A 15,962-nucleotide genomic window follows, 5' to 3' on the forward strand; every position below is an offset into this window, starting at 1 on the left:
GTCCCATCGCTTCATCGACTCAAGGACCCATGAGACTTCATTTCCTGACTACCCTGCCCTGCCTGCTGGCGCTGTCCTGCCAGGCCATCGCCGCGGACAAGACCATCTACGGTCTGAACGAATACGTCAGCCTCGACCTCGACGTGCAAGTGGCCGCCAAACTCGACACCGGCGCCCAGACCGCCTCGCTCAGCGCCCGCGATATCGAACGTTTCAAGCGTGACGGTGAACGCTGGGTGCGCTTTTACCTGGCGATCGACGATGCCCACGCGCACCCCATCGAGCGGCCTCTGGCGCGCATCAGCAAGATCAAGCGCCGCGCCGGTGATATCGAAGAAGACGACGAGAAGACCTACACCGCACGTCCGGTCATCGAGCTGGACGTATGCATGGGTAACGTCAAACGCCAGATCGAAGTGAACCTTACCGATCGGAGCGCCTTCCAATATCCGCTTTTGATCGGCTCCGACGCGCTCAAGCGCTTTGATGCCCTGGTCGACCCAAGCCTAAAATACGCAGCAGGCAAGCCTGACTGCTCCAACGCAAAATCCGGCGAGTAATCCCCATGCGCTCTCTTACCCTGCATCTGAAAATCCTGATCACCGTGCTGGTGACCCTGGGCGTTCTGATTACGGCCTATCAGATTTTCATTCTCGGCATTCCGGTCAGCAGTGACGAAACCGACGACCTCTGGAACATCGACACCCGGGTCGAATTCCAGGCCAACGGCCGCGACCCGATCAAACTGCAGATGTTCGTACCGCCGCTGAACCAGGACTATGTCAGCCTCAACGAGAGCTTCATCTCCAACAACTATGGCGTGAGCGTCAACCGTGCCGATGGCAACCGCAAGGTGACTTGGTCGGCACGCCGCGCCAACGGCAAGCAGACCCTGTACTACCGCCTGGTGCTGACCAAGCGCTACAGCGGCGAGCAGGCCAAGCCCAAGGGCCCGATCTTCCGTGACAGCATCCCGGTCGAAGGCCCCGAGAAGATTGCCGCCGAGGCGCTGCTGGCGCCGATCCGCCAGCACTCGGCGGACGTCGAGACCTTTATCAGCGAGACCATCAAGCGCGTCAACAACACCAACGACGACAACGCCAAGTTGCTGCTCGGCGGCGATGCCTCGACCACCAAAAAAGCCCAGGCCGTGGAGCTGCTGCTGTCCATCGCACACGTGCCGATGGAGCGCGTACACACCATTCGCCTGGCGGCCGACATCCAGCAGAGCCCGGAACTGTGGCTGCGCAGCTTCAACGGCGACCGCTGGCTGTACTTCAACCCGGAAACCGGCGAGCAGGGCCTGCCGGCTGATCGCCTGGTCTGGTGGACCGGTGACGAGCCGCTGGTCACCCTCGATGGCGGCCGTCAGGCCACCACCACCTTCACGCTCAACAACAGCGAGATGAATGCCATTCGCCTCGCCCAGCTGACCGACGAAAACACCGACGCCGACTTCCTCGAGTACTCGCTGTACGGCCTGCCGCTGCAGACCCAGCAGACCTTCATGATCATGGTGATGATACCCATCGGCGTGCTGGTGATCCTGATCCTGCGCAACCTCGGCGGCCTGCAGACCCTGGGCACCTTCACCCCGGTGCTGATCGCCCTGGCTTTCCGCGAGACCCAGCTGGGCTTCGGGATCTTCCTGTTCACGGTGATCACCGCGCTGGGCCTGTCACTGCGCTCCTACCTGGAACACCTGAAGCTGCAGATGCTGCCGCGCCTGTCGGTGGTTCTGACCTTCGTGGTGGTGCTGATCGCCACCATCAGCCTGTTCAGCCACAAGCTGGGCCTGGAACGCGGCCTGTCGGTCGCCCTGTTCCCGATGGTGATTCTGACCATGACCATCGAGCGCCTGTCGATCACCTGGGAAGAGCGCGGCGGCAGCCATGCCTTCAAGGTTGCTCTCGGCACGCTGTTCGCCGCCACCGTCGCGCATCTGCTGATGACCGTACCGGAGCTGGTGTACTTCGTGTTCACCTTCCCGGCGATCCTGCTGATCCTGGTGGGTTTCATGCTGGCGATGGGGCGTTACCGCGGCTACCGCCTGACCGAACTGTTCCGCTTCAAAGCCTTCCTGAAGGACTAAGACCATGTTCGGCCTGATCAAGACGTGGAAAGCCCTTGAGGCCAAGGGCATCATGGGCATCAACCGCCGCAACGCGGACTACGTGCTCAAGTACAACAAACGCCACCTGTATCCGATCGTCGATGACAAGATCATCACCAAGGAACGGGCCATCGAAGCCGGCATCCATGTGCCGGAAATGTACGGGGTGATCTCCACCGAAAAGGAGATCGACAACCTCGACAAGATCATCGGTGAGCGCAGCGACTTCGTCGTCAAGCCGGCCCAGGGCGCCGGCGGCGACGGCATCCTGGTGATCGCCGACCGCTTCGAGGATCGCTTCAAGACGGTATCGGGCAAGATCGTCAGCCACTCGGAAATCGAGCAGCAGATCTCCAGCATTCTCTCGGGCCTCTACTCGCTTGGCGGCCACCGCGACCGCGCGCTGATCGAATACCGGGTAACGCCGGACAGCATCTTCAAGAGCATCAGCTACGAAGGCGTGCCGGACATCCGCATCATCGTGCTGATGGGCTATCCGGTGATGGCCATGCTGCGCCTGCCGACCCGCCAGTCCGGCGGCAAGGCCAACCTGCACCAGGGCGCCATCGGCGTCGGCGTGGACCTGGCCACCGGCGTGACCCTGCGCGGTACCTGGCTGAACAACAAGATCAGCAAGCATCCGGACACCACCAACGCGGTGGACGGCGTGCAGTTGCCCAACTGGGATGGCTTCATGAAGCTTGCAGCCGGCTGCTATGAGCTGTGCGGCCTGGGCTACATCGGCGTCGACATGGTGCTGGACCAGGACAAGGGCCCGCTGATTCTCGAACTCAACGCCCGCCCCGGCCTGAACATCCAGATCGCCAACGATTGTGGCCTCACCCACCGCGCCCATGCCGTGGAAGCGCGTCTTGAAGAATTGGCCGCCAAGGGCATCCAAGAGAACGCCGAGGAGCGCACCCGCTTCTCCCAGGAACTATTTGGCCACATCCCACCCGCAGAAATCTGAGCGCGTCACCCGCTGCCGACCTCGGCAGCGGATTTGCCCGGCCCGCCCGGCGGCCGCACGGATTTGTTACCATCGCCCTTTTCACCCACATGCCTCGGAGCCCGCAATGGATCTCGACCTGGACAGACTCAACGCCGAATTCGCCAATCAGCCGCAAAAGCTGATCGAGTGGGCAATCGGCCTGGGCAAACCGGCGATCTGCACCACCAACTTCCGTCCGTTCGAAGCGGTGATCCTGCACATGGTCAGCCAGGCTAAAGCCGATATCCCGATCGTGTGGATGGACAGCGGCTACAACACAGAGGCGACCTACCAGTTCGCCGATGAGGTCACCAAGCAACTGAACCTCAACCTGATCACCTACCTGCCCAAACGCAGCCGTGCCCACCGCGAGGCCATCGACGGCCCGACGCCAGCACTGGACGATCCGCGTCACGCCGCATTCACCGAAGAAGTGAAGCTCGAGCCCTTCGCCCGCGCCCTGCGCGAGACGGCGCCGAGCGTCTGGTTCACCGCACTGCGCGCCACCGACACGGCGGTACGTGCCCAGATGCAGCCGGTAAGCATCAATCCGGACGGCCTGATCAAGGTCGCCCCGCTGCTGCACTGGTCCTCCAAGGATCTGTACCAGTACCTGACCGCCCACAGTCTGCCGAACAACTTCGATTACTTCGACCCGACCAAGGGCGAAGACAACCGCGAGTGCGGCCTGCACCTGAGCCACTGATCTCGGGACGAAAAAATGGCGCCTCTTGGCGCCATTTTTCGTTTATGCCGCAGCGATCAGTGCAGCGGCAACTTGACGTCCTTGAACAGCTCTTCGAGCTCGACCTTGTTGTGGCACTGCACGGCCTTGGCCAGCATGTCGCGGGTCAGGTGAGGAGCGAAGGTCTCGATGAAATCACACATGAAACCGCGCAGGAAGGTGCCACGGCGAAAACCGATGCGCGTGACGCTGGATTCGAACAGCTCGCTGGCATCAAGCACCACCAGGTCCGGATCTAGCTTCGGGTCGACCGCCATGCCGGCCACGATACCGACACCCAGGCCGAGGCGCACATAGGTCTTGATCACGTCGGCATCGACGGCGGTGAACACCACCTTTGGCGTCAGCCCGCGATGACTGAAGGCTTCATCGAGTTTGGAGCGACCGGTGAAGCCGAAGGTGTAGGTGACGATCTCGTGCTCAGCCAAGGCCTCGAGGGTCAGCTTCGGCAGTTTGCTCAGCGGATGACCCTGGGGAACGATCACGCAGCGGTTCCAGCGGTAGCAGGGCATCATCACCAGGTCGTTATAGAGTTCCAGACCTTCGGTGGCGATGGCGAAATCGACGGTGCCGTCAGCGGCCATTTCGGCGATCTGCGTCGGCGTGCCCTGATGCATGTGCAGAGCGACTTCCGGGTACTGTTTGATGAAGCTGCTGATCACCGGCGGCAATGCATAGCGCGCCTGGGTGTGCGTGGTGGCGATGGACAGCGTGCCCTTCTTCTCGTTGGAGAACTCCTGGGCGATCTGCTTGATGCTCTCGACCTTGCGCAGGATTTCCCCTGCGGTAGTGATGATGCGCTCGCCGGCCGGCGTGACGCGGGTCAGGTGCTTGCCGCTGCGGGCGAAGACTTCGACGCCGAGCTCGTCTTCGAGCAGGCGGATTTGCTTGCTGATCCCCGGCTGCGAGGTATACAGGCTCTGCGCCGTGGCGGAAACGTTGAGGTCATGGTGCGCGACTTCCCAGATGTAGCGCAGTTGCTGAAGCTTCATATAAATCCCTCAAAGCGGATAGGCCGCCGCCTGATCGTCGATCAGCTATATAACCATATTAATGGTAAAGGCGGTATATATAGATTTTTTATCTGGGTCGAGCCGCTTACTCGTGGCGAGATCGATGCTGCAGCATGGGCACCAGGTAAACCGGCACATCGCATAACTGCAGCAGCCTGGCAGCAGTGCGGCCCATCGGCACCTCGAGCGCAGCGCCATGGCTATGACTGCCTACGACCAGCAAATCCACGGCGAGTTTATGGGCGTGCTCGAGAATGGAAATCGGCGGATCGCCACGCAGGACGCTGACCGAGCCGATCAGTTCGAGATCGTCCTGGCTGTCACCCAGCTCGTCACGAAAGCCCTCGAGCACGCGCAATTCGATATTGCTCATCACGGTCTCCAAGCCCGTGCTGCGCAGTTCCTTGAGACGGTCTTCATCGACGTAGGTCTGCAGCACGGATTCGGCGAACAACCCCATGGGCTCCACGACGTGTACGACATGCAGGCGCGCCTTGAAACTGCGCGCCAATGCCAGCGCGTGTTGCAGCACATAGGGCGCATACAGACCAAGATCGGTGGCGTAGAGAATCGAACGGATCATGCGGCCTCCTCGATTGCCGGTACGGCGGGGCCTGTGGCTAGAGCTTAGCAGCGCCTTGGCAAAGCCACCGGAAAACGCGGGAGCTGGCATAAAGCGACCAGCGCAACGGCACTCAAGGTAGTTCTTCGGGCGCTCTGGCAAGAGCCTCGGTCAATGCCTGGCGTAGATCGGCAGGCGTAAGGCTGGTGTGCAGCGCTCCGAAAAACTCGCCGTTCTGTACCAGGAACAGCGCCGGTAACTGGAAAACCTCGTAGCGCTGCACCAGGCCGAAATTCTCCTGAGCATCGATCCATACGAGCCGCTCGACCGGCAACCCCAGGCGTGGCAGTTGCTGGCGCGCATAGCGGCAGGCAGCGCAGCCCTGGCTGGTAAAGATCACCAATGAGGTGCCTGAGAGATCGAGTAATTGCCGATCGGCATCGAAATCGGTCAATTCCAGTTGTGTGGCTATACTCGGCAGGACAATATCATATTGCCGGCAATCGGAGTGCCCGTTCATGCGTCGCTTTCTTCGTCATAGCAGCAATTTGCCGGTGGAGTTGAGGCTACGTCGCCACTCGCCCAGCGCTAGCCAACGTTTGGATAATATCAGCCTGGGCGGTGCGGCCTGCCATTCAAGCCACCCGCTTGCCCTGGGCACGCCGATCACGCTGCACATTCCCTTGCTGGGCGACCAGGCAGCCTACCCCGGTGAGGTGGCCTGGTGCACAAAGCAAACAAACAATTATCTGCTCGGCGTGGCTTTCAGCGAACACGCACCGGAGCTGCGCGCGCATATGGTCGAGGAAGTCTGCCACCTCGAACAGTATCGTCGCCATCGCGAACAACAGGCTGGTCAGGCACTGCCCCTGGAGCTGATCGCCGAGGAATGGCGCGAGCAGCGCCTGACTGTCTTTAAGCCCGCCAATCCCTAAATTCCATTGTCTCGACCGGCGCTAACGCGCTAAGGTTCGGCTTCCCCGCTGTGCCCATACTGCTGTGCCCGCTGCACGGGGATCGCTGGCGGCCGGCTCCCGTGACCCGATGACACACCCGATGAAAAGCACGATAGCTGATTTACCGATTAACGACCTGAACGTCGCCTCCAACGAAACCCTGATCACCCCCGAGCAGATCAAGCTCGAGATTCCGCTGACCGAGCTTGCCCAGCGCACCGTTTCAGCCGGCCGGCAAGTGGTACGCGACATTCTCGATGGCAAGGATCACCGCCTGTTCGTCGTGGTCGGCCCCTGCTCCATTCACGACATCAAGGCTGCCCACGAATACGCTGAGCGCCTGAAAGTGCTCGCCGAGGAAGTGTCCGACACGTTGTATCTGGTCATGCGCGTCTACTTCGAAAAGCCGCGCACTACCGTCGGCTGGAAAGGCCTGATCAACGACCCGTACCTGGACGACTCCTTCAAAATCCAGGATGGCCTGCACATCGGCCGCAAGTTGCTGCTGGACCTCGCCGAAATGGGCCTGCCCACCGCCACCGAAGCCCTGGATCCGATTTCCCCGCAGTACCTGCAGGATCTGATCAGCTGGTCAGCCATCGGCGCGCGCACCACCGAATCCCAGACACACCGGGAAATGGCCTCGGGTCTGTCTTCGGCAGTCGGCTTCAAGAACGGTACCGATGGCGGCCTTACCGTCGCGATCAACGCCCTGCAGTCGGTTTCCAGCCCGCACCGCTTTCTGGGTATCAACCAGCAAGGTGGCGTCTCCATCGTCACCACCAAGGGCAATGCCTACGGGCACGTAGTACTGCGCGGCGGCAACGGCAAGCCGAACTACGACTCGGTGAGCGTGGCCATCTGCGAACAGGAACTGAAAAAGGCATCAATCAAGCCGAACATCATGGTCGATTGCAGCCACGCCAACTCCAACAAGGATCCAGCGCTGCAACCGCTGGTGATGGACAACGTCGCCAACCAGATCCTGGAAGGCAACCAGTCGATCGTCGGCCTGATGGTCGAAAGCCACCTGGGCTGGGGCAACCAGTCTATTCCCAAGGATCTCGATCAACTCAAGTACGGCGTCTCGATCACCGATGCCTGCATCGACTGGGAAAGTACCGAGAAGACCCTGCGCGCCATGCACGCCAAGCTCAGGGACGTGCTGCCCAAGCGCCAGCGCGACTAACGCCGGCACCATGAAAAACGCCGAGCAATTGCTCGGCGTTTTCATATCTAGTGCTTGGCTCAGTCCTGATCGGGCGAGCCTTCGCTGCGCTCCATGTAGCGCTCCACATAGGAGCACGAAGCAATCACCGTGTAGCCCATGCTGTCGGCATACTCCAGCGCCGTTTTGGTCAGGGCGGCGGCGATGCCGCGACCACGCAGCGAATTGGGCACGAAGGTACGGTAGATATCCAGGGTCTGCTTGCCCAGATCCATATAAGAAAGGTAAGCGCGATCCCCATCCACTGTGGTCTCGAACTGGTGACCGGCTAGGTCATGATGAATGGACAGTGGTTCGCTCATTACTGCTCCTCTCGGCTGGGCCAGACACGACATCCCCGGCAGGGCCTGCGTACATCCGGTAACAATAGGATATAAAGCCACTGTAAGCGGCAAAGGGCAAGGCAAAATCCTGAGCTTTCAACATTGCAAGCAATCTTGCCGGTCGCTAGGTGAAAATCCTGTCAAATGGCCGCATACATGATCGAATTTTGTACAGCTTTTGCCGCTAGCGTACTAATTTCAGTGAAAAAAATGCGGAACCCTTGCCTGTCGTCCGTTTACTTACTAAAAGTTACAGGTAGTATGTACGCCGGCCATTTTCCAGGTTCGGGAAAGGGCTTCAATAAGCAAAAAACTGACCCTAAGGGGAACACGATGAACAACGTTCTGAAATTCTCTGCTCTGGCTCTGGCCGCAGTTCTGGCTACCGGTTGCAGCAGCGTCACCAAAGAAACCGAAGCTCGCCTGACTGCTACCGAAGACGCAGCAGCTCGCGCTCAAGCTCGCGCTGACGAAGCCTACCGCAAGGCTGACGAAGCTCTGGCAGCTGCTCAGAAGGCTCAGCAAACTGCTGACGAAGCCAACGAGCGTGCTCTGCGTATGCTGGAAAAAGCCAGCCGCAAGTAATAGCCCCCGGGCAATAAAAAAGCCGGCTCTTAAGCCGGCTTTTTTATGTCTGCCTGAAAGGTTGTACAGGCGCTCTCGCAAGCGCCCGTGCAACTGATCATCAGAGACTTGGCGATTGCGCCTGAATGACCGTCTCGCGCGGCGAAGCGATTTCCACCGGCAGGCCATCGTGGGCCGCCACCACTTCGCGCACCACATCCCAGTCCAGGGTATCGGCGCTCAGGTCGCTACGGCGGATCAGCGCATTGACTACCTCGGTGTGATGATCCACGGCCGGCTCATTCTCCTCGCCCAGCGGCGTATGCGCTTCCAGATAAACCTTGCCGCCGCTCACACCGAACTTGTACGGCTCATTGACGATACGCACCGACGTGCCCACCGGCACCATGTCGGCCAGCTCAAGCACATTGTTGTTGAGCATGCGGAAACAACCATGGCTCACGCGCATACCGATGCCGAACTTCTTGTTCGAGCCATGGATCAGGTAACCCGGTACCGACAGCGACATCTTGAAGGGCCCCAGCGGATTGTCCGGGCCTGGTGGAACGACGCTCGGCAGCGGATCGCCATCGGCGGCATGCTCCTCGCGAATCGACTGCGGTGGGTACCAGGCCGGGTTCGGCGTCTTGGCGGTGATGCGCGCCTGGGTTACCGGCGAGCTCCAGCCTTCACGACCGATCCCCAGCGGATAGGTGTAAACGACGTTCTGCCCTTTCGGGAAGTAGTACAGCCGGTACTCGGCCAGGTTGATCACGATGCCTTCGCGAGGGCCCGAAGGCAGGATGTAGCGCGTCGGCAGCACGATATCGGTGCCCTCACCCGGCAGCCAGGCATCGACGCCCGGGTTGGCAGCGACCATCTCCAGATAGCCCAGATCGTTGGCTGTGCCGATGTCGGCGAAGGTGTCCTCGTAGCGCGCCTTGATCACCTTGATCTCGCCGACGATATCCTCACCAGGAGGCGGCAGGGGCAATTCAAGTGCGGCAGCGGAGCCGGCCACAAAGACGGCACACAACGACACACAGCGGGCAACAGCTGAAACGCGCGGCGACATGCAGAAAACCTTCGAGGTGGTAAGGGGATATGGGAGGTGATTGTATACCTTGGCGCCGATCAGCGCCCCGGCCACGCGGGCCGATCACCACGGCGCTGAGCCTCGAGCGTGGCCAGGCAGGCGCGGCACAGACGACGGTCCTGCAACATCGGCCTTTCCAGGTCGCGCCATAGCGGCTGCGCGGGCAGCAGGCCGCCGCACAGGGTGCGATCGGCGTACCCGCCAAGCTCCAGCTGACGAGCGACCAGGTGCACCTTCACTTCACGGCAGGCGAACAGGTCCAGCTGTTCGTCCGGCTCGATCAGTTGGTAGGCATACAGGGACCAGACGGGTCGCAACATTGGGGGCTCCAGAGCGGGGGCGCCACATTAGCGGAAACACCGTCAGTGGAAAAGCCCGTTACAGCAATGGCTTGAGGGTCGGCCAGACATTCTCCAGCAGCTGCGGCTGGGCCGCCACGGCTGGATGTACGCCGTCATCCTGCATCAGGTTGGCAACGCCGCCGACCCCCTCGAGAAGAAAGGGCACCAGCGGCACCTTTTTCTCGGCAGCAAGATCGACGTAAACCTTGGCGAAGGCAGTGGTGTAGCGCTCGCCATAATTGGGCGGAATGCGCATGCCCAGCAGCAGCACCTTGGCACCAGCATTGCGGGAGGCATCGATCATCGAGGCAAGATTCTGTTGCAATTGGCTCGGTGGCAAACCGCGCAGCCCATCGTTGCCACCCAGCTCGACAACCACCAGTTGCGGCTTGTGCTCGGTGAGCAGCGCCGGCAGCCGCGCCGCGCCGCCAGCGCTGGTGTCGCCGCTGATCGACGCATTCACCACCTGATGCTCGAAGCCCTCCTGGCGCATGCGCTCGTCGAGCAGATGAACCCAGCCCTGCTGGGTATCCATGCCAAAAGCGGCGCTGATACTATCGCCGACGACCAATATGGTCCCCGCCTGCGCCATCTGCCCTATCAGCAGCAGGCCGAGCATGGCCCCCTTCACTATCGCACGCATCGGATTCCTCATGAGCTCAAGCATTCTGTCTGCGCAGAACCTTAACAAAGTGGTTTCCAGCGCGGAAGGCGAGTTGACCATCCTGCACGACCTGTCACTGGAACTGGAAAAAGGCGGCAGCCTGGCCATCGTCGGCAGCTCGGGATCCGGCAAGTCCACCCTACTCGGCTTGCTGGCCGGCCTCGACCTGCCCAGCACCGGACGTATCCTGCTGGCCGGCAATGACCTGGGCAGCCTGGATGAAGACGCCCGCGCCCGGGTCCGCGCCGAGCACGTCGGGTTCGTGTTTCAGTCCTTCCAGCTGCTCGACAGCCTCAATGCGCTGGAGAACGTCATGCTGCCACTGGAGCTCGAAGGTCGCAGCGATGCCCGCCAGCGTGCTACCGAACTGCTCGAACGCGTCGGCCTGGGCGCGCGCCTGAGCCACACACCGCGCCAGCTCTCCGGTGGCGAGCAGCAACGCGTCGCCATCGCCCGGGCCTTTGCCGCCGATCCCGACGTGCTGTTCGCCGACGAGCCGACCGGCAACCTGGACACCCACACTGGCGAGCGCATCAGTGATCTGCTCTTCGAGCTCAACCAGGAGCGCGGCGCCACTCTGGTACTGGTCACCCACGACGAACGCCTGGCCGCGCGCTGCCAGCGCGTCATCCGCCTGGAGGCCGGCCACCTGGTGGCAGCGGTGAACGCCTGATGCGCAACCTGTCCTTTGCAAGCCTGCTGTCACTGGCGGGCCGCCAGTTGCTGCGCAATGCGCGCTCGGGTGAGTTGCGCGTGCTGTTCTTCGCACTATTGATCGCCGTGGCCTCCAGCACCGCCATCGGCTATTTCGGCGCGCGACTGAATGAAGGCATGAGCCTGCGCGCCACCGAGTTTCTGGGCGCTGACCTGATTCTCAGAGGTAGCGCCCCGGCCGAACCCGAGCAGATCAAGGCCGGCACCGGGCGTGGTCTGCAGCACGCCCAAGTGGTCGAGTTCTCCAGCGTGATCGCCAGCGACGCCGGCATCCAGCTGGCCAGCGTCAAGGCCGCCGGCAACGGCTACCCGCTGCGCGGTGAGTTGAAGAGCGCTGCCGCCCCCTATGACGAGGAGACCGTCAGCGCTGGCCCCGGGCCTGGCGAAGTGTGGGCCGAATCGCGCCTTTTGGTGGCACTGAATTTGAAGGTGGGCGACGAGATCGAAGTCGGCGCCAAGAAGCTGCGCCTCACCCGGGTGCTGACCTACCTACCGGATGAAGCCGGCGACTTCTACAGCCTGACGCCCCACGTGCTGATGCACCTCGACGACCTGCCGGCCACCCGTGTAGTGCAGCCGGGCAGTCGAGTGCGCTATATCGAGCAATGGAACGGGCCGAGCGATGCCCTGACCAGCTATCGGCAGGCTACTGAACCCGGACTGGCCGCCAACCAGCGCTTCGATGACGCCCGCGATGGCAGCCGCCGCGTTGGCGGCGCGCTGGATCGCGCCGAGCGTTATCTGAACCTGGCCAGCCTGGCGGCCGTGCTGCTGGCCGGCGTGGCAGTCGCCCTGTCGGCCGCGCGCTTTGCCAGCCGCCGCTTCGACGCCAGCGCCCTACTGCGCTGCCTGGGTCTATCGCGTCGTCAAGCATTGAGCCTGTTCGGCCTGCAACTGGCGATCCTGGGTTTAGTCGCCAGCCTCGCCGGCGCCCTGCTTGGCTGGCTCGCCCAGCAGACCCTGTTCCACCTGCTACAAGGCCTACTGCCGGCACAAATTCCCGCCGGCGGCATAACCCCGGCACTAGCTGGTATCGCCACCGGCTTGGTAGCCCTGGCCGGCTTCGCCCTGCCGCCGCTGGCTGCGCTGGGCCGCGTGCCTCCACTGCGCGTGCTGCGCCGCGACATGCTGCCGGTGCCGGCCAGCTCCTGGCTGGTCTACGGCACCGCGTTGCTCGCCCTGGGGCTGATCATGTGGCGCCTGAGCCTGGATCTGACGTTGACGCTCGCCCTGCTCGGCGGCGGGTTGGTCACTGCCCTGCTGCTGGGCGGTCTGATGCTGCTGGGCCTGCAGAGCCTGCGGCGCCTGCTGGCACGTGCCGCGCTGCCGTGGCGCCTGGGCCTTGGCCAGTTGCTGCGTCGCCCGCTGGCCGCGGCCGGCCAAGCCCTGGCCTTCGGCCTGATTCTCCTGGCCATGGCGCTGATCGCCCTGCTGCGCGGCGAACTGCTGGACAACTGGCAGGAGCAGCTGCCGGCCGACGCACCCAATCATTTCGCTCTCAACATCCTGCCAGCCGAGCGCGATGCTTTCGCCGAGCGCCTGGCTCAGCTTTCTCCCCATCCCGCGCCGCTGTATCCCGTGGTGCCGGGCCGCCTGACCCAGGTCAATGGCGAGCCGGTTCGCCAGTACGTCACCGAGGACTCGCGTGGCGAGCGTGCAGTGCGCCGCGACTTGAGCCTGACCTGGAGCGCCGATCTACCGGACGGCAATACCCTGACGGCCGGCCAGTGGTGGACGGGCGACCAATCGCGTGAGCTGCCTGGCGTGTCGGTAGAAGACGAACTGGCGCAGAGCCTGCACATCAAGCTCGGCGACCGGCTGACCTTCAACGTCGGCGGCGTCGACCGCGATGCCGTAGTCAGCAACCTGCGCACCGTGGACTGGAACAACTTCCAGCCCAACTTCTTCATGATCTTCGAGCCCGGCACCCTCAAGGACCTGCCGGTGACCTACCTGACCAGCTTCTACCTGCCGCCGCAGCACGAGCAGCAACTGGTGGAGCTGTCGCGGGCCTTCCCGTCGGTATCACTGCTGCAGGTCGAGGCGATCCTCAACCAGCTGCGCAGCATCCTGGCCCAGGTCACCATCGCCATCGAGTTCGTACTGCTGTTCGTGCTGGCCGCAGGTCTTGCGGTGCTGTTCGCCGGCCTGCAATCGACGCTGGACGAGCGCATCCGCCAGGGCGCACTGCTGCGCGCCCTGGGCGCTGAGCGCCGCTTGCTGGTGCAGGCCAGGCGTGCCGAATTCGGCCTGCTCGGCGCAGCCAGTGGCCTGCTGGCCGCCCTGGGCTGCGAGCTGGTGAGCTTTCTGATCTATCGCTACGCCTTCCAGATAGCCTGGCAACCGCACCCCTGGCTGCTGTTGCTGCCACTGATCGGTGCACTGCTGGTCGGCCTCGCCGGTGTACTCGGCACGCGCCGCGCGCTCAACGCCAGCCCGCTCACCGTTCTGCGCGAGGGTTGATAAACTGCGCATCCGCTACCGACCGAGCCCAGCATGAGCCGATACCGACCTCCCCGCGCCGCGGGAACGCCCCTCATCACCCCACAAGGCGAGGCGCGCCTGCGCGCCGAACTGCATGAGCTCTGGCACGTGCGCCGGCCCGAGGTGACCCGCTCGGTCAGTGAGGCGGCGGCCCAGGGCGATCGCTCGGAGAACGCGGAGTATAAACAGGATCCGAGGTTCTCCTACTATTTCGCCTGAACGCTCCGCGAACACTGGCCAGAGACCTGAGTAGTCTACTCATTTCCAACCTACTATCTTCCATCCCTTCCGTAAGCTGGCGCCTTCTCGCCTGATTCATCACCACCTCCTATCGACAGCCGCCTTAATCCGTACTCCGGATGTCGAGAACAGCGATTCGCCCAGAAATTTCTTACGGTCAGCTGCCCAAATTGCCCCGGATGGAGCCCGGAGCCGGCGACAGACATTCACCACTCGAACCGCTAATATTCCGAGAACCGGTTGCGCTCTGCTGTGCGCCCAAACCCGGCATTGCTTCCGAGGAAGCTGCATCCCCACTCCCCCCACTTTCCGGTGAGCCAAGACCATACAGCCGGGTACCACGAAAGAACGGCGCCAAACTGATAGCAACGTGTCATCTTCCCACGCTACTCTCTAAAAACACCAAGGAGAGACAGCATGGATGCACAGAGCCGAATCGAGCGCGCCCGCATAAAAGCCTTCTACAAGTTACTCGTAGATAGGCTGGGGAAGGACGGGAAAGATGCCTGGGCGGAGCGCCAAGCCGCCTACGAGGCCCGCATCCGAGAGAAAGAGTCGAAGTTCGACATCAGGCTACCGGTGGAGCCGCAGCTCTTCACGCCACCGGAAGATGACATCGACTGGTACATCCTTGCGTCCCACCTGGCATTCGACTCCCCTCTCAGTGACTCCGCCTACAGCAGCAGACGCGTGTACACCTATGCCATGGCGATCGGCGCGGTGGCCGAAGAGCTTCGGAACGTCCCCAACGTCAATCCCGTACTCGATAAGATGCTGGCGAACAAAAGCAAACCTGAGACCCAGCTTTTCGAGCTGCTGACGGCGGCGTTCTACCTAAAGAACGGCTACGAGGTTTCCTTCATTCCAGAGAACAGCCTCACCTGGCCTGATGGGAAGAAGAAGTCTCCCGATCTGCTCGTCAAATTGGATGACGAGCAAATGTACGTCGAGTGCAAGCGATCAAATAAGCAGACGAAGTACTCGCAATCAGAAGAGGCGGCGTGGGCAGAAATTTGGGCCAAGCTCAGCCATCACATGCTAAGGGCAGCCCCCTGGAGCACAGTCGATCTTACGTTCCATAGCCAAGTAGCTGAAGCCTCCGCTGAGGAGGTAATTCAGATCACCAACCTAGCTCTCAAGGCGAATGGCCAGAAGGTACGAGCCGGCGCGATCACTGGTCAGGTAAGCGCCATCGACAAGAAAAGGCTCAAGCTCCACTACCGAGCCAATTCCGTCAGGCCCAACAGCCCTCAACAGGAGTTACTGGTATTTGGGGACGTCGACAGCAATGAGAAAAGAAGCATCGCTACTGTCGCCAAGAGGGTGATCTGGCCTGGCACTCAAAACAACGTTCTCAACATGTTCATCCACGACGTTGCTAAGTGCGTGGGGGCTCAATGGCGCTGCGACCATGAGGTCTCGCTGGACTCACGCTCAAAACACTTCAAAAGTTTGGTCAACGATGGGGTGAAGCAAATCCCTCCTGACCTACCTGGCGTTGTGCATGTTCTGTACGAGACTCGTGACGGGATTGATGTCGAGCAGCTGCGTAGGGACAAGAATATGTTCAACATTTCGGACTATGACGCCTCTGAAACGACGGTACTTGGCGTGCTCGTGCACGCCGTGAATTACTACCCGTTCGAGGACAGCTACGAGGTGGCTGAAACGGTGGAGTATTTTTCCCGGGTGCCGGACTTGCTATCCCTCTTTCGCCGTCAGAGATTGATGATTTCTTGCGGTGGTACGAATGAGGTCGAAGACGTGACTCATTGGGAGCAAGACAGGGCAGCCAAAAGCCAGAAATCACGGGAATTGATGGATAATCCGCTTTGGGAGCGAGTGGACGAGTAAGTGATAACGAGGGATATTGGGCCATTCACACAACAGATGTGCGTGCCCTACCGGGCCGGGCTGTCGTGAACCAA

Annotated in this window: 17 protein-coding genes and 1 pseudogene; 11 read left to right on the plus strand and 7 right to left on the minus strand. The window is 61.6% G+C overall.

Annotated elements, in window-relative coordinates:
* The first annotated feature begins 29 nt into the window (after positions 1-29).
* From rloA to PVA39_RS08555, 4 genes are all read left to right on the plus strand, one after another.
* A complete protein-coding gene (gene rloA, locus PVA39_RS08540) occupies positions 30-560 on the plus strand; it encodes a retropepsin-like aspartic peptidase RloA (protein ID WP_093504393.1) in 531 nt (176 codons plus the stop codon).
* Between the two features lie 5 nt (positions 561-565).
* Positions 566-2,092: an osmotic stress tolerance membrane protein RloB gene (gene rloB, locus PVA39_RS08545; RefSeq protein ID WP_274123705.1), complete on the plus strand. Its 1,527-nt coding sequence runs from the start codon at positions 566-568 to the stop codon at positions 2,090-2,092.
* 4 nt (positions 2,093-2,096) lie between these two features.
* Positions 2,097-3,083, plus strand: a complete 987-nt coding sequence (locus PVA39_RS08550; protein ID WP_093504389.1) for an alpha-L-glutamate ligase-like protein — start codon at positions 2,097-2,099, stop codon at positions 3,081-3,083.
* A gap of 106 nt (positions 3,084-3,189) precedes the next feature.
* Positions 3,190-3,810 carry a phosphoadenosine phosphosulfate reductase domain-containing protein gene (locus PVA39_RS08555; RefSeq protein WP_274123706.1) on the plus strand — a complete coding sequence of 207 codons (621 nt, stop codon included), beginning with the start codon at positions 3,190-3,192 and terminating at the stop codon, positions 3,808-3,810.
* A gap of 56 nt (positions 3,811-3,866) precedes the next feature.
* On the opposite strand, the gene cysB is transcribed toward PVA39_RS08555, so the two are convergent.
* The 3 genes from cysB to PVA39_RS08570 form a co-directional block, all read right to left on the minus strand.
* Positions 3,867-4,841 (minus strand): HTH-type transcriptional regulator CysB, encoded by a 975-nt coding sequence (gene cysB, locus PVA39_RS08560; protein WP_013791640.1) that lies wholly within the window; start codon positions 4,839-4,841, stop codon positions 3,867-3,869.
* 106 nt (positions 4,842-4,947) lie between these two features.
* The gene (locus PVA39_RS08565; protein ID WP_274123708.1) at positions 4,948-5,445 is read right to left on the minus strand and encodes a universal stress protein; all 498 of its coding nucleotides are present in this window, start codon (positions 5,443-5,445) and stop codon (positions 4,948-4,950) included.
* Between the two features lie 112 nt (positions 5,446-5,557).
* Positions 5,558-5,944, minus strand: coding sequence for a thioredoxin family protein (locus PVA39_RS08570; RefSeq protein ID WP_274123709.1), 387 nt, complete (start codon positions 5,942-5,944; stop codon positions 5,558-5,560).
* Here PVA39_RS08570 and PVA39_RS08575 point away from each other — a divergent pair.
* Both PVA39_RS08575 and PVA39_RS08580 read left to right on the plus strand, forming a co-directional pair.
* Positions 5,943-6,359 carry a PilZ domain-containing protein gene (locus PVA39_RS08575; protein WP_093504381.1) on the plus strand — a complete coding sequence of 139 codons (417 nt, stop codon included), beginning with the start codon at positions 5,943-5,945 and terminating at the stop codon, positions 6,357-6,359. The genes PVA39_RS08570 and PVA39_RS08575 overlap by 2 nt on opposite strands.
* A 133-nt stretch (positions 6,360-6,492) precedes the next feature.
* Positions 6,493-7,569, plus strand: a complete 1,077-nt coding sequence (locus PVA39_RS08580) for a 3-deoxy-7-phosphoheptulonate synthase (protein WP_274123816.1) — start codon at positions 6,493-6,495, stop codon at positions 7,567-7,569.
* A 59-nt stretch (positions 7,570-7,628) separates the two neighbouring features.
* Here PVA39_RS08580 and PVA39_RS08585 read toward each other — a convergent pair whose 3' ends face one another.
* Complete coding sequence (locus PVA39_RS08585) at positions 7,629-7,910, minus strand: GNAT family N-acetyltransferase (RefSeq protein ID WP_013791645.1); 282 nt, start codon at positions 7,908-7,910, stop codon at positions 7,629-7,631.
* Positions 7,911-8,264: 354 nt separating this feature from the next.
* Here PVA39_RS08585 and oprI point away from each other — a divergent pair, with 354 nt between their 5' ends.
* Positions 8,265-8,516 carry an outer membrane lipoprotei OprI gene (oprI, locus tag PVA39_RS08590; protein WP_013791646.1) on the plus strand — a complete coding sequence of 84 codons (252 nt, stop codon included), beginning with the start codon at positions 8,265-8,267 and terminating at the stop codon, positions 8,514-8,516.
* Positions 8,517-8,616: 100 nt separating this feature from the next.
* Here oprI and PVA39_RS08595 read toward each other — a convergent pair whose 3' ends face one another.
* Genes PVA39_RS08595 through PVA39_RS08605 form a run of 3 tightly spaced genes read right to left on the minus strand, consistent with a single transcriptional unit; the run spans position 8,617 to position 10,575 of the window.
* Positions 8,617-9,570 carry a L,D-transpeptidase family protein gene (locus PVA39_RS08595; RefSeq protein ID WP_093505090.1) on the minus strand — a complete coding sequence of 318 codons (954 nt, stop codon included), beginning with the start codon at positions 9,568-9,570 and terminating at the stop codon, positions 8,617-8,619.
* 59 nt (positions 9,571-9,629) lie between these two features.
* Positions 9,630-9,911, minus strand: a complete 282-nt coding sequence (locus PVA39_RS08600; protein ID WP_013791648.1) for a hypothetical protein — start codon at positions 9,909-9,911, stop codon at positions 9,630-9,632.
* Positions 9,912-9,969: 58 nt separating this feature from the next.
* Entirely contained in the window at positions 9,970-10,575 is a 606-nt protein-coding gene (locus tag PVA39_RS08605; RefSeq protein ID WP_274123710.1) for an arylesterase, read from the minus strand.
* 10 nt (positions 10,576-10,585) lie between these two features.
* Between PVA39_RS08605 and PVA39_RS08610 the strand changes: the two genes are divergently transcribed.
* The 4 genes and pseudogenes from PVA39_RS08610 (at position 10,586) to PVA39_RS08625 (ending at position 15,888) form a co-directional block, all read left to right on the plus strand.
* Complete coding sequence (locus PVA39_RS08610; RefSeq protein ID WP_274123711.1) at positions 10,586-11,269, plus strand: ABC transporter ATP-binding protein; 684 nt, start codon at positions 10,586-10,588, stop codon at positions 11,267-11,269.
* Positions 11,269-13,773: an ABC transporter permease gene (locus PVA39_RS08615; protein ID WP_274123712.1), complete on the plus strand. Its 2,505-nt coding sequence runs from the start codon at positions 11,269-11,271 to the stop codon at positions 13,771-13,773. Before PVA39_RS08610 ends, PVA39_RS08615 begins: the two co-directional genes overlap by 1 nt.
* Positions 13,774-13,806: 33 nt before the next feature.
* A pseudogene (locus PVA39_RS08620) lies at positions 13,807-13,977 on the plus strand (transcription elongation factor GreB); the annotation flags it as partial.
* Positions 13,978-14,451: 474 nt separating this feature from the next.
* Positions 14,452-15,888 (plus strand): hypothetical protein, encoded by a 1,437-nt coding sequence (locus tag PVA39_RS08625; RefSeq protein WP_274123713.1) that lies wholly within the window; start codon positions 14,452-14,454, stop codon positions 15,886-15,888.
* The last annotated feature ends 74 nt before the right edge of the window (positions 15,889-15,962 follow it).

The organism is Pseudomonas sp. CNPSo 3701 (assembly GCF_028674975.1).
GTDB lineage: Bacteria > Pseudomonadota > Gammaproteobacteria > Pseudomonadales > Pseudomonadaceae > Aquipseudomonas > Aquipseudomonas straminea.

Bases quoted from the DNA above. Each gene is read 5' to 3' on its own strand.
- oprI (WP_013791646.1), top strand. From the start codon at position 8,265: ATGAACAACGTTCTGAAATTCTCTGCTCTGGCTCTGGCCGCAGTTCTG.
- PVA39_RS08600 (WP_013791648.1), bottom strand. From the start codon at position 9,911: ATGTTGCGACCCGTCTGGTCCCTGTATGCCTACCAACTGATCGAGCCG.
- PVA39_RS08565 (WP_274123708.1), bottom strand. From the start codon at position 5,445: ATGATCCGTTCGATTCTCTACGCCACCGATCTTGGTCTGTATGCGCCC.
- PVA39_RS08615 (WP_274123712.1), top strand. From the start codon at position 11,269: ATGCGCAACCTGTCCTTTGCAAGCCTGCTGTCACTGGCGGGCCGCCAG.
- PVA39_RS08555 (WP_274123706.1), top strand. From the start codon at position 3,190: ATGGATCTCGACCTGGACAGACTCAACGCCGAATTCGCCAATCAGCCG.
- PVA39_RS08605 (WP_274123710.1), bottom strand. From the start codon at position 10,575: ATGCGTGCGATAGTGAAGGGGGCCATGCTCGGCCTGCTGCTGATAGGG.
- PVA39_RS08570 (WP_274123709.1), bottom strand. From the start codon at position 5,944: ATGAACGGGCACTCCGATTGCCGGCAATATGATATTGTCCTGCCGAGT.
- PVA39_RS08550 (WP_093504389.1), top strand. From the start codon at position 2,097: ATGTTCGGCCTGATCAAGACGTGGAAAGCCCTTGAGGCCAAGGGCATC.
- rloA (WP_093504393.1), top strand. From the start codon at position 30: ATGAGACTTCATTTCCTGACTACCCTGCCCTGCCTGCTGGCGCTGTCC.
- rloB (WP_274123705.1), top strand. From the start codon at position 566: ATGCGCTCTCTTACCCTGCATCTGAAAATCCTGATCACCGTGCTGGTG.
- PVA39_RS08610 (WP_274123711.1), top strand. From the start codon at position 10,586: ATGAGCTCAAGCATTCTGTCTGCGCAGAACCTTAACAAAGTGGTTTCC.
- PVA39_RS08625 (WP_274123713.1), top strand. From the start codon at position 14,452: ATGGATGCACAGAGCCGAATCGAGCGCGCCCGCATAAAAGCCTTCTAC.
- PVA39_RS08575 (WP_093504381.1), top strand. From the start codon at position 5,943: ATGCGTCGCTTTCTTCGTCATAGCAGCAATTTGCCGGTGGAGTTGAGG.
- cysB (WP_013791640.1), bottom strand. From the start codon at position 4,841: ATGAAGCTTCAGCAACTGCGCTACATCTGGGAAGTCGCGCACCATGAC.
- PVA39_RS08585 (WP_013791645.1), bottom strand. From the start codon at position 7,910: ATGAGCGAACCACTGTCCATTCATCATGACCTAGCCGGTCACCAGTTC.
- PVA39_RS08595 (WP_093505090.1), bottom strand. From the start codon at position 9,570: ATGTCGCCGCGCGTTTCAGCTGTTGCCCGCTGTGTGTCGTTGTGTGCC.